Origin of the sequence: Sharpea porci (assembly GCF_009695655.1) — a bacterium.
GTDB lineage: Bacteria > Bacillota_I > Bacilli_A > Erysipelotrichales > Coprobacillaceae > Sharpea > Sharpea porci.
Map to the genome: position 1 here is coordinate 17,924 of NZ_VUNM01000008.1, position 13,144 is coordinate 31,067.

A 13,144-nucleotide genomic window follows, 5' to 3' on the forward strand; every position below is an offset into this window, starting at 1 on the left:
TTATAAACCACCTTTATCTTGATAATAGTCTTCTAGGAAGTGTTGTTCTTTGTTTTTTATGCGCTCTTTATAAGCACTGTCCATCTGTGACCAAAGTGTAGGATTAAATTCAACAATATTGAGATCCTTAGAGTACATGACAAAACGCTTACGTTCAAACTTTTCAAATGGGTTATCTAGAAGACTTTTTTTGATCTTTGTGTCGTTATTTAAATAGTCTAGAGTATAGGCACAGTTCGCTTTATCGACAGGAAGTTGTCTATTTATACGATTGAGATAGAATTGTCTATATTCTTCGACAAGTGCATCGAGGTGTACTTCACCTTCTTTATCTGCCAATTTCAACATCGCCAGCATGAAGACAAGTTTAAATGAGAAGGTTAATGTATTCTCGTCAATAAAGTCTTCAAAGTCTTGTAAGAGTGTTTCATCATTATGTATTTTAAGATGCTTATCTGTACGTATATGTTCAATATCACTTGGGGAAAAATAAGGCATGATACGATTACCAATCGGTAAAGCTAAAGATGAATATTCTTTATGACTTCTCACCCATGATCTTAATGTTTGTGTACCAATATATAGTTCTCTAGCTGCCTGTTCGAGAGAAAGATAGTCTTTGTATTTCTCTTCAAATGTCTGTATATTAACTTCCTTCATAGCGATTTCCTGCTCAGATAAACCAAGAATCTTTAAATAGTCATTATTTGTCTTTTTTAGACCCATAAATGGTGAGTAAGTAGAGAGATGGAAGAGGGAATTGAAATTCCAGGGTGTTAGTTTTCCTTCATAATTATCCACTACATCAATCACATACAGACATTCTTTACCAGGATAATGACGAACACCACGCCCTAATTGTTGGAGATAAAGGACTTTGGATAAAGTAGGCCTTGCCATTACAACGATTTCTGTTTGAGGCGAATCCCAGCCTTCACTGATTTGTTGGCAGGAAGTGAGAAATTGTATTTTCTTGTTTTTATAGTCTTCAAAGATCTGGTCATTGTCCTTATTTCCACCATAGACAGCTCTTGTAGTTAAGCCCGCATTATTAAACATCTCTGCAATCTTCTTGGCATGTTGGATATTGACACAAAAGACAATCCCTTGTTTATAGAAATTATCTCTAGGCGCAAAGTACTTTTTGATAGTTTTGGTAATCAATTCATTTCTTGAATCAATAACCAAACTTCTTTCCAAATCAGCATAATTATAATCTTTACCATTATATCTCACTTCACTAAGATTAATATTACTTTCTACTCTAAAACACCGAATGTTGGTAATGATATTCTTCTTAACAGCTTCTTCTAAAGACATATATTTATCATATTCACCAAATATTTCTTGAAGCTTCTTCATATCTAAACGTTCATCAGTAGCAGTTAAACCAATAAGATACTTTGGCTCAAAATATGTCAATGTCTTATGACAATTCACTGCTTGAGCATGATGTGCTTCATCAAAACAAATATAATCATAATAATCACTAGGTAAGCTATTTCTTGATATAAATGTCTTATTATAATATTCAATAGTTATATCAAGAGGATAATGGATATCTTGAACTCTATTTTCCCAGTCTTCTTTGACTCTTTGAGAAGGCACCATAATCAGTACTTTATGGATCTTTCCTTCACTTGCTAGATTATTAAGATCTTCTAGGACAATCTGTGATTTGCCTGTTCCTGTTGGTAGTACAACAAGTGCGGTCGTATCACCATTAGCACGATGTTCCTTGAGTTCCTCAAGTATTGTTTCTTGGTGTTCATAGAGATGGACTTTACGTTTTTCTTTAATGAGGGTTGTAGGCTTAAAATGGGAAGACTTGCCAAAGTAATGCTTAATACGCTCAATAACACTATTCTTAAATATCAGATTTTCAGCTGAAAAACGATAAACTTTATAATGATATAAAGTAAGCGTATTTTGTTTCTCTAACTGTCTTGCATATTGTTCATTTCCAATAATCACAGGATGGTGATAAGTCACACCATTCTCTTCAATCGCAATATTGCCATTATCTCTTTCTAAGACATAATCAATAGAACCGGTATGACCATTATTGAGAGACACAGGCACCTCTTTACTTAAATAAGCTAAAGCATCATTCCCATAAATATCCGTAAACACATCTTCAAACTTCTTCTCTAAAGGTGTGTTATCTACATGCCCTTTAGAAAATGCATTACCCTTATCTTCTAATTGAATATCATCAACCTTCTTATTAAGCCATTCTTCTATCTGGGAATAAACACTTTCATCGATCTTATTAAAACGATAAAGCTTATCATATAAATCTACATATTTATTCTGCATCTCACAATACTTAGAATAATCAAATATATGATCACCAATCTTCTCACAAAGATTATCATCAATAATTACACAAACATGATCATGTTCATAAACATAAGAATGATGACCATCATCATATCTATAATCTTCTACTTCATGAAGTTTTAAAGCCCTTAATCTTTCCTTATCCATACACTACTCCTATGAACTTATTCTATCATACTGTGAATGAGGTAAGAAGAAAACACCGTCCAGTTAGGAAATGCATATTAAACCTTATTATCTGATTGGTACAATTATCAATCTGTCGATAATGAAACATAGAATGTATTAGATGTTATTTGTAAGTGAATTAAATTAAAACGATGGTTTGTATTTGAGCTTGAATTGGAATTTTTGTAAAAACTGATGAGAATGATTATAGACATTAGATGTGATTATATGTTGTTAACACATACTATAGTTTATGTTAATATACAAACTATAGTATGTATTTCTAATTAGAGTTAGTTGTGTTTCACTGGTGAAACAATATGGAGTGGAGATGATGATAGGTTGTTTGTTGTTGAAATTCATGACTATTTGCATTTTTATGACAATAGTGTTATAATATAGACAACAAAAGAAGAAAGAACACGTAAAAAGGCGATCAGATATATTCTGGTCGCTTTTTACTTAGGAGGAAAAAATTATGTTAAGTGATTATGCAAGAACAACACCTATTTTTAAAATTAATCAACCATTAAGGGAAATTTATCCAGAAATGCATGATATTAGAAGCCTTTTAGTAAAAGCATATGACATTATTGAAGAATGCCTTACTCCTGAAGGTATTTATACAAAGGAACCATTGGATTTAGAAAATTTACCGTTTTTTATTGGTGATCAAGAATATACAAGGAATAGAACATCCATTTATGCATATTGTCATTTTGAAAGTGAATATTTTCAAAATCATGTGATTAAATATCCTCAATACATATTTATTAATCGTTATTTATTGGAAAATACTGTAGATGAAAATGTGTGTTTAGGGATATTGATTCATGAAATCTTACATGCGACGATCTATGATGTGGATAACTATAGTTATGACGATAATGGAAATATAATAGGAGCACATCATGGAATATGGAGGGAAAGGGCAAATCTTATTCATAGTTGTTATCCGGATATTGATGTTCTTTTTGATTATTCGGAAGATGAACTCTATGAGCATGGTGTAAATCGTCATTCGTGTTCGCAAGTCATGTTTGCCTATAGTAATACTAAAAGTGTTGATGATTACATATTTATTGATGATCGCTTTTACCATATAAGGGATCATATTAAGGCGTTTGTTGAGAGTATTGGCATGAGTGATATGTTGAAATAATATGGGGGAGATGAAGAAAAATGATTACAAGACGTAAATGGTTTGAAATCTACGAGGGAAAGTATTTAAGACCCAAAGCAATCATACCAATAAATGATGAAAAGAAGTTATATATCATGACTATAGACAAAAATAAAGTAGTTGTTATTGAGAAATATGATGGTTATGAGATAGAAGATAGGGATGTTCATTTACATAAACTGGATTATACATATGATTGTGTTGGTGAAAATGAATATGAAATTAATTTCTTTATTGTTTATCGAAAGAAGAGATACTTTCTAAGAGATTATTTTGAAAAGAAAGAATAATCATGAATTATGGTTGTTAAAGAAGAGATTGTGTCTTCGGTTAGTGTGATGACTATATTCTGTATTAACGATTATTCTTATGAAAGAAGTAGAAATGAGACTAAAACATGAATTTATTATCCATAGTAACTCTTGTTGCTATGGATATTTTCATTTGACTGAAAATAGTTTCAGAAAAAACGCACTATTTACAAGCGCTTTCATATTAAAACTGAAAATATATTCTAAATATACTTTGCTTATTGATGTGATATAGAGATCGATTATTATTGAACTATAAGATAAGTGTACATAAGTCTTAAGTCTAAAATGAGGAGGAAGGTATTGTGGTTGCTTTCTAAGCAACACGGAATATATCGAAGAGAAAATGTTAGAAGAATTAAAGGGAAAACTTATTGTATCCTGCCAAGCATTACCTGATGAACCTTTGCATTCAAGCTTTATCATGTCGAGAATGGCCTTGGCTGCTTTAGAAGGAGGTGCAGCAGGAATAAGAGCACAATCTAAAGAGGATATTTTAGAAATTCAAAAGACTGTCGATTTGCCTATTATTGGTATTGTCAAAAGAAATTATGATGATTCAGATATCTACATCACTCCAACAAAGAAAGAAATAGATGAATTATTAGAAACGAGAAGTGAAATTATTGCCCTAGATGCAACTTGCCGTAAACGTCCTCATGGAGAAAAAGTAAAAGATCTTGTGGCTTATATTCATGCGAATAATAGACTTGCGATGGCTGATTGTTCGACTTTTGAAGAATGTCTTGAAGCTGAAAAAATAGGGTTTGATATTGTTTCAACAACACTATGTGGTTATACACCATATTCAGCGAATATTGATGGCCCTAACTATGATCTTATTAAGAAATGTGTAGATGAATTAGATGTACCCGTTATTGCTGAAGGAAAGATACATTATCCAAATGAACTGAAAAAGGTCTTAAAAGAATGTCATGCCTATGCTGCAGTAGTAGGCGGTGCAATCACAAGACCAAAAGAAATTACTGAAAGATTTGTGAAAGAAATTCAAGATTAAGTGAATAAATATGCAGTTTCAAAGGGGAATGAAATTTGAATAGTGTACTAGTGGTTTAAGAAATAGCATATTTAGACAAATAAATGAACATGTAAAGAGGGAGGAAAAAAATATGTTCAAAAAGTTACAACAAATTGGTAAAGCTTTCATGTTACCTATTGCCATGTTACCTGCTGCTGGTTTGCTGCTAGGTATTGGTGGTGCCTTTAGTAGTAGTGCTACAATTGCTGCTTATCCTTTTTTAAATATTGGTTGGCTACAAACAATATTCAAAGTTATGAATGCAGCTGGTAGTATTGTCTTTTCTAACTTGTCACTACTTCTATGCGTTGGCTTATGTATTGGTTTAGCTAAGAAAGATAAAGGTGTAGCTGCTCTTGCGGGTGTTGTAGGTTATCTTGTTATGACTGGCACTACATCAGCTATTCTTGCGATTGCTAATCCTAAAGGAAATGCTATTGATACTGGTGTCATTGGTGCTCTTGTAATGGGATTAATTGCCGTTAATCTCCATAATAAATACCATGATATTCAATTACCTGATGTCTTAGGATTCTTTGGTGGATCTCGTTTTGTTCCTATTATTACTGTTGTTTGTGCTATTTTTGTAGGTGCTGCATTCTATATTGTTTGGCCACCAATTCAGCAATTATTATTGGCAGCTGGACATGCTATTTCATCTGCTGGTGTCATTGGTACTTTCTTCTATGGTTTCTTAATGAGATTGTGTGGGGCTGTTGGTTTGCATCATATGATTTATCCAATGTTCTGGTATACAGAATTAGGTGGTGTTGAAAAGGTTGCTGGTAAAGAAGTAGTTGGTGCACAGAAAATCTTCTTTGCCCAGTTAGCAGATCCACATCATACTGGTTTATTTACATCAGGAACTAAATACTTTGCTGGACGTTTTGCTACAATGATGTTTGGTCTACCTGCTGCAGCTCTTGCTATGTATCATTCAGTTGATAAGTCAAAGAGAAAGAAATATGCAGGCTTATTCCTTGGTGTTGCATTAACATCATTTATTACTGGTATTACTGAACCTCTTGAATATATGTTCTTATTTGTATCACCTGTATTATATGTTGTTCATTCATTCTATGATGGTCTTTCATTCTTAGTAGCAGATTTATTAAAAATTCGTATTGGTAATACGTTCTCAGGTGGTTTCATTGATTTCTTCTTGTTTGGTATTATGCAAGGTAATGCTAAGACAAACTGGTTATTAGTTTTACCAGTAGGTGCTGCTTGGGCTTGCTTATATTATTTTACTTTTAGATTTGCGATTGCTAAATTCAATATTGCAACTCCAGGTAGAGGTGGAGATGATATTGTAGTCAATGAACCAACACCAAAAGAAAACAAAAATACAGAACTCGAAGAAAATGCTGTGAAGATTATTGAATATTTAGGTGGTGCTGATAATATTGAAGATGTAGATGCTTGTGCAACAAGATTACGTGTAGGCGTAAAAGATTCTAAAAAAGTACAAAAAGATAAATTTAAAACTTTAGGTGCTATTGGTGTCCTTGAAGTAGATAATGGTATTCAAGCTATCTTTGGTGCAAAAGCAATACTCTATAAAACAGTTATTCTAGATTTATTAGGAATGGATGATTAAATAAGGTAAGTAAAGTAAATGTATATTAATTCGATAATATCAAAACTTGTTGATCAATATGATGATTTCACAGAGACAGAGAAAATCATAGCTGATTATTTCTTAAAGAATAAGAAGATGGATGATTTTTCAATAAGGAATATGAAAAGAAAAATCTTTGTGAGTGAGGCATCCTTGTCTAGGTTTGCCCAGAAAATAGGATTTAGAGGATACCGTGAATTTGTTTATGAATACTCACGTATTTTTACAACCCCACAAGATAAAGATTATTCATCCTCTTCAGTAATCAATGTCTATGAACAAATACTGAATCGATTTAATACAATTATCGATATCGATCAAATCAAACGTCTTATTCAATATTTCAAAGCTTATGATCATATACATGTTATTGGCATCGCAAGCTCCGGGTTAGCAGGCGAAGAAATGAAAAGACGTTTTACAAGATTAGGTGTATTAATGGAGTCTTGTAGTGAAGGCGACTTGATGAAAATTCAATCATTACTCATGACACAACGAAATCTTGTTATTGGGATCAGTATCTCTGGTACGTCGGATGAAATTGTATTTGCGCTTAAACATGCTCATGAGCGTAAAGCTAGAACGGTATTGATTACAGGAAATACTGAGAAAAAAGAATATGTTGATGAACTTGTATGTATTCCTGTTTTGGAAAATCTAGATACTGGTAATATCATTTCACCACAGTTTCCTGTTTTGGTATTTATTGATTTACTTTATAATTCCTATCTCAACGAGAATCAAAACACATTAAAGCTACAGAAAGAAACAGTAGAAATACTGAAGGGGAAATAATATGAAATTCGCATTCAAAAGATGGCTTTCAGCTTTGATAGATTATGTTATTACTGGCGGAGTCGTAAGTTTATTCTATTTTTGCGCTAACGTATTCTTTCTAGAAGGTACAAGTTGGAAGGGAGAACTTATGTTGATATCAGCATTAATTAGTATTCTCTTCTTCACTTGTTATATTCCAACAGTACAAGGACAAACCATTGGTCAAAGATTGATGAAAGTGAAAGTTGTAAACAAGAATAATACAAAGAGAACATATTTACAGAATTTTCTAAGAGAATGTGTTCTTAAATTTGCTTTAGGACCAGTATTTCTTCTCTTTTCTATAGTCTATTTCATCATCAATAACGTCTTCTTACTTAAAGACATAAATGTAGAAATGCCCTACGATACACTTTTAAAAACAAAAGTATTAAATATGGCTTCATAACTATGACTTAGCACTATCAAGTGACCTCTTACAACAGGTAAGGGTCACGAGATAGTGCTTTTTATATACCAACTCATTTCCAATAAGATATCTTTACATCATATTTATGCTTTTTGATGTAGCGAATACATACTATAGTTGTTATAAAAAATAAACTATAGTATGTATTTGGATGTGAAGTATATGTGTTTTGTACTATTGATTATTAGAAGCTTAGTATTGAAATATGATCGTCAGTAGCTCTTTCATGATGTTGATTGTTTAATAGATTTAACATGTTGTTTATTATAAAATATAGGAAAGGGGGAATGTATTTATGAATGATGCTGATTTGACAGCTGTATATGGTGTGCTTTCATTTATGTGGCTATTCGCAATGGCAATAGGGATTATCCAAATTATTGGTGTATGGAAGATGTATAAGAAAGCGGGGATACCAGGTTGGCATTCTCTTATACCTATACTGAATATTTATGACTGGTTGAGAATGGCTGGCTATAATGTAGTGTGGTCATTAATTGGATCAGTGGGCACTATTTTGGGGATTATCTTTGTGGTTGTAGAGAGTGCTTCCAACAATGAAAACACAATGGCAGTCAGTGTAGTCTTAATGGTCATTCTTGGTATTATTGCAGCTGTTCTACAGATTATGGGTTGCTTCAAGATGGCTAAGAGATTTGGCCAGGGGATTGGTATTGGCTTCTTATTCTTGCTTTTTGCGCCTATTATGTGTATGGTAGCAGGATTTACTCATGACTGGACTTATCATCCTAAGATGTAATACTATTAAGTAGAAAACAAATATGAAAAAACAATCAGAGAAATTCTGGTTGTTTTTATATAGAGAAAATAAAGTGCTCATGAAAAACAACACTTATTTTAAATTCCCCAATTCACAACAACAATCTTTTCGTAGAACTATCATTTCAGGAATCTTTTGATATCAATCTTATAATGAACCAAAGGATATCAATTATTATGTTTATTGTTGGTTGCTAATGACTGCTTTTCATGATTACTACATATTATAAAGAGTAGTATAATTGTAGAAGAATGCGAGTTTAATAAAATATGGAGGTAAATCATGAGACAATTAATCATAAGAGCAGATGACCTAGGATATAGTGAAGCTGTTAACTATGGTATTGAGAAGACAGTCAAAGATGGACTTGTTTCATCTGTTGGCCTGATGCCCAATATGCCAGTAGCAGAACATGGCCTAAAGTTGTTAGAAGGTACACATATAGCTTTAGGACAACATACAAACATCTGTTTAGGTAAACCATGTGCGAATCCTGACCTCATTCCCTCATTGCTTGATGAGAATGGTTATTTCCATTCTTCTAAAGCCTTTAGAGAGGCTTATAAAGAAGGCAGGGATATTATTGAGTTAGATGAAGCTGTAATTGAGATTGAAGCACAATATCTACGCTTTAAAGAATTAACAGGACAAGACCCAGATTACTTTGAAGCACATGCTGTAATAAGTGATCATCTTGTGAAGGCTTTAGCTATTGTCGCAAATAAATATCATTTGCCATTTAATGACATCAATCCAATGGTAGAGGAAGGTACATTCAGAGGAAAGCCAATACATACTTTACCATTTGGAGCATTTGCCAAGGAATATGATCCATTATCATGCTTACAAGATGGAATACTTCATCACTTAAGTGAAGAAATGCCCAATGTTGCTATCTTCCATCCTGGCTATCTAGACGACTATATTCTTACGCACTCTTCATTGACTATAAATCGTACTAAAGAAGTCACTATGCTTACAGATATCAAGACACGCGAATGGCTCAACAAGGAAGATATTGAACTTATTAATTATAAACAAGCAAATCTCTAAATAAATGCTAGAATGTGTTCTCTTTCTAAAAGTAGGGGACAAATGGTAAAATTGATGTTATTATCAAATTATTATGGGAGGATGAATATGAAGTTTGCAATAAGAAAATGGTTATCAGCACTTATTGATTTCGTTATTGATATTGCTGTTATGGGATTATTTTATCTAGGAGCAAGAGGTTATGTAGCAGATGGTGATGTTGGTAAAGGAAATATCATGTTAATTTGTGCGCTTTTATCCATTGTATTTTTAACTTGTTATGTACCTTATAAGCAGGGACAAACTGTTGGTCAAGTGATCTTTAAAATCAAAGTCATCAACAAAGATGATTCTAAAAGAACAATCATGCAAATCTTTTTAAGAGAATGTGTGTTGAAATTTCTCTTTGGCCCACTCTTCCTTGTTCTTTCTGCAGTTTATTTCTTAATCAATAATGTCATTGTAGTTAAAGACTACAATGTACCATTACCACATGATGCCTTGCTTAAGACAGAAGTCATTGATCTTTCAAAGAAATAGAATAAATGAAAAAGAAATACTATAAAATATTCATCATACCAATTATATTCATCATCATATTAATCATTGGTATGAATACATCCCATAAACCAACTATCAATAATACCAGATATACAAATAAGACAAAGATGACAAAGAAAGATACAGGCAAGAAAGTGAGTTTTGTTGCTGTTGGTGATAATATTATTCATGATAAAGTCATGGATACAGCTGACTTAGCAGCTGGTAGTGTTGGTGATGGGCAATATGATTTCAAACCTATTTATCAAAATGTCAAAAGTGATATTCAAAATGCAGATATAAGCTTTGTGAACCAGGAGACAATTATTGGTGGAGGTCAATCTGGCTATCCATCTTTCAATTCACCTGATGCTGTCTTTGATGCTTTAAAAGATACTGGTTTTGATGTTGTAAATGGGGCAAGTAATCATGCCATGGATACGGGAGTTGCAAGTATCCAACATATGATACAGCTCTTTAAGAATTCAAATATGAAGCTTTTAGGCCTCTATGAGAATCCACAGGATGCTAATACAATCCCCGTCATTGAACGTAATGGCATCAAGATTGCTTTTTTAAGCTATACCTATGGCTTAAATAATTCTACAGATAGCTCGCATGTTTCTCTCTTTGATCAGACTAAAATTACTAACCAAGTCAATCAGGCAAAAAGCCAGGCTGATTTTGTTGTAGTCAGCGCACACTGGGGTGATGAATATCAAGACAATATTAATACAATGCAAGAAAACTATGCCAAATTGATGACGAACTTAGGTGTAGACCTAGTTGTAGGTACACATCCACATACGATTCAGCCAGCTCATTGGTATACCAATACGGAAGGTCATAAAACACTAGTACTTTATTCATTAGGAAATTTTGTCTCAGGACAGAAAGAAGAAAAGAGTATGTATGAAGGAATGTTTGGCTGTGATTTTGTCATGAAAGATGGCAAGAAATCTATTGAGAATACAAAGTGGATACCACTCATTAATTACTATCAAGCTCATACAAAAACAGCTAATACTATTGATGGTTTTAGTGATGTCCGTGTCTATAAGGCAAGTCAGTTTACACCAGAACTTTCAAATAGTTGTGGACTTACTGGTTATAAGAATATGGTAGTTTCTAAAGAACGCTGTCTAGCACATACAAAACAAGTGATTACAGAAATACCAGTTGTGGAATAAGAGGATCCTGATGGATTCTCTTTTTTAAAACAAAATACACTAAGAGAATTCTTAGTGTATATAACGATAGATAAGAATAAGCTGGATAATCATGAGTAATGGAACAGGGTAACGGAATTTGTTTTTTCTGATCTTGTGATGAAAAGAAAACATGCCTGCAAATCCTCCAAAAGCACCACCAATGATACAAAAAAAGAGAAGTGTTGCTTCAGGAATACGCCATTGATGTGTTTTAGCTTTAAGTTTATCTATGCCAAATAAGATATAAGTGATGATATTAATAATGATGTAATAAATCAATATTGGTTGCATTGTCTTTACTCCTGTTGTCATTATTCTAACGAAATACTGTTTATTTGTCTAATAGGGATTGTTGTTGGTATAATGGAGGTGAAAGAAAGTGGTGATCGTATGAAACATGCCGTATTAATTACAGGTGCATCTAGTGGGATTGGTCAGGCAAGCGCAAGATTGTTTGCGAAAAAGGGTTATGATCTTATTCTTATTGGTAGAAATAAGGATGCGTTGAGAGAATTGGAAGATGAGTTGTCTTTTTGTGATATTGAAGTATTAAGTGTTGTGAAGGATTTGAGTAAGAAGCATGCGGTTGAGGAATTATATGAAATGTTGAAAGATTATCCAATAGAAATCCTTATGAATAATGCAGGCTTTGGGGATTATGGGAAGTTTCTAGAGAGTGATTATCGTAAGAATAGAGATATGATCAAAGTCAATATTCTCGCCCTGACAGAAATGACATATCGCTTTGGCAATCTCATGGTAGAAAGAGGAAAAGGGAAAATCCTTAATGTCGCTTCAGTCGCCGGCTTGTGTCCAGGTCCCTATATGAATGTCTATTATGCTTCAAAGGCTTATGTGCTCTCTTTTAGTGAAGCAATGGCAGAAGAACTCAAAGGTACAGGTGTGACTTGTACATGTCTATGTCCTGGACCTACACAAACCAACTTCTGGCAAAGAGCCAATGTGACAGCTTCACCTATTATGAAAATTTTCAAACCTGATACTGCTGATCATGTTGCTTACAAAGGCATAGAAGGCTTAATGAAGAATAGGATCGTTGTATTTAATAATATATCAGGACAGTTATTGAATTTAGCTGTTAGAGTGATGCCAAGAGCTGTGATAAGAAAAAGTGTCGGATTTATGAATGGGAGACGATAATGAAAGAAGAGCGTGTTGTTCATCCATTAGCACCCATTGTTGATGAAGAATGTGAAATATTGATATTGGGCAGTCTACCGTCAGTAAAGTCACGAGAAGAACATTTTTATTATGCCAACAAACAAAACAGGTTCTGGAAAGTCATCAGTGCTATCTATCATGAAGACTTATCCACAAATAAAGAAAAAGAAGAAGTTCTTCTCAAACACCATATCGCTTTGTGGGATAGTATTCATAGCTGCATCATTAAAGGCAGCAGTGATGCATCTATTAAAGATGTTATTCCCAACGACATACCACAACTCATCAATCATACCCATATCCATACCATCATCTGTAATGGTAAGACAAGTGAAAAGTATTACAAGAAATATCTCGAAGACAAAACACATATTACCCCTATCACTTTACCCTCCACATCATCAGCTAATGCATCCTACTCTCTAGAAAAACTTATTGAACTCTATACGAATGCATTAAAACAGGCTTGAAATCACCATAATTTCCT

Annotated in this window: 14 protein-coding genes; 12 read left to right on the forward strand and 2 right to left on the reverse strand. The window is 33.2% G+C overall.

From position 1 onward, the window contains the following. Positions 1-2,490, reverse strand: coding sequence for a DEAD/DEAH box helicase (locus FYJ79_RS05110; protein WP_154515118.1), 2,490 nt, complete (start codon positions 2,488-2,490; stop codon positions 1-3). Between the two features lie 499 nt (positions 2,491-2,989). On the opposite strand from FYJ79_RS05110, the gene FYJ79_RS05115 reads away from it, so the two are divergent. The 10 genes from FYJ79_RS05115 to FYJ79_RS05160 all read left to right on the forward strand — a co-directional run bounded on the left by FYJ79_RS05115 (position 2,990) and on the right by FYJ79_RS05160 (position 11,454). Then, positions 2,990-3,673: a hypothetical protein gene (locus FYJ79_RS05115; protein ID WP_154515119.1), complete on the forward strand. Its 684-nt coding sequence runs from the start codon at positions 2,990-2,992 to the stop codon at positions 3,671-3,673. A 20-nt stretch (positions 3,674-3,693) separates the two neighbouring features. After that, complete coding sequence (locus FYJ79_RS05120; RefSeq protein WP_154515121.1) at positions 3,694-3,984, forward strand: hypothetical protein; 291 nt, start codon at positions 3,694-3,696, stop codon at positions 3,982-3,984. Between the two features lie 367 nt (positions 3,985-4,351). Continuing rightward, positions 4,352-5,023, forward strand: a complete 672-nt coding sequence (locus FYJ79_RS05125) for an N-acetylmannosamine-6-phosphate 2-epimerase (RefSeq protein ID WP_154515123.1) — start codon at positions 4,352-4,354, stop codon at positions 5,021-5,023. A 112-nt stretch (positions 5,024-5,135) separates the two neighbouring features. Further along, a complete protein-coding gene (locus tag FYJ79_RS05130) occupies positions 5,136-6,644 on the forward strand; it encodes a PTS transporter subunit EIIC (RefSeq protein WP_154515125.1) in 1,509 nt (502 codons plus the stop codon). Positions 6,645-6,662: 18 nt separating this feature from the next. Beyond that, positions 6,663-7,460 (forward strand): MurR/RpiR family transcriptional regulator, encoded by a 798-nt coding sequence (locus FYJ79_RS05135; protein ID WP_154515127.1) that lies wholly within the window; start codon positions 6,663-6,665, stop codon positions 7,458-7,460. Between the two features lies 1 nt (position 7,461). Then, on the forward strand, positions 7,462-7,890 hold the full coding sequence (locus FYJ79_RS05140) for an RDD family protein (RefSeq protein WP_154515129.1): 429 nt from the start codon (positions 7,462-7,464) through the stop codon (positions 7,888-7,890). A gap of 316 nt (positions 7,891-8,206) precedes the next feature. Continuing rightward, a complete protein-coding gene (locus FYJ79_RS05145; RefSeq protein ID WP_154515131.1) occupies positions 8,207-8,671 on the forward strand; it encodes a DUF5684 domain-containing protein in 465 nt (154 codons plus the stop codon). 303 nt (positions 8,672-8,974) lie between these two features. Then, positions 8,975-9,745, forward strand: coding sequence for a ChbG/HpnK family deacetylase (locus tag FYJ79_RS05150; RefSeq protein WP_154515133.1), 771 nt, complete (start codon positions 8,975-8,977; stop codon positions 9,743-9,745). 87 nt (positions 9,746-9,832) lie between these two features. Further along, positions 9,833-10,264, forward strand: coding sequence for an RDD family protein (locus tag FYJ79_RS05155; protein ID WP_195837022.1), 432 nt, complete (start codon positions 9,833-9,835; stop codon positions 10,262-10,264). 5 nt (positions 10,265-10,269) lie between these two features. Then, positions 10,270-11,454, forward strand: a complete 1,185-nt coding sequence (locus FYJ79_RS05160) for a CapA family protein (protein WP_154515137.1) — start codon at positions 10,270-10,272, stop codon at positions 11,452-11,454. Between the two features lie 51 nt (positions 11,455-11,505). Here the strand turns inward: FYJ79_RS05160 and FYJ79_RS05165 are convergent, their stop codons facing one another. Continuing rightward, complete coding sequence (locus FYJ79_RS05165; protein WP_154515139.1) at positions 11,506-11,766, reverse strand: DUF1294 domain-containing protein; 261 nt, start codon at positions 11,764-11,766, stop codon at positions 11,506-11,508. A 99-nt stretch (positions 11,767-11,865) separates the two neighbouring features. Here FYJ79_RS05165 and FYJ79_RS05170 point away from each other — a divergent pair, with 99 nt between their 5' ends. Together FYJ79_RS05170 and FYJ79_RS05175 are read left to right on the forward strand one after the other, a co-directional pair. Further along, positions 11,866-12,636, forward strand: a complete 771-nt coding sequence (locus FYJ79_RS05170; protein ID WP_154515234.1) for an SDR family NAD(P)-dependent oxidoreductase — start codon at positions 11,866-11,868, stop codon at positions 12,634-12,636. After that, a complete protein-coding gene (locus FYJ79_RS05175; RefSeq protein ID WP_154515141.1) occupies positions 12,636-13,127 on the forward strand; it encodes a DNA-deoxyinosine glycosylase in 492 nt (163 codons plus the stop codon). The genes FYJ79_RS05170 and FYJ79_RS05175 overlap by 1 nt, the downstream gene beginning before the upstream one ends. The last annotated feature ends 17 nt before the right edge of the window (positions 13,128-13,144 follow it).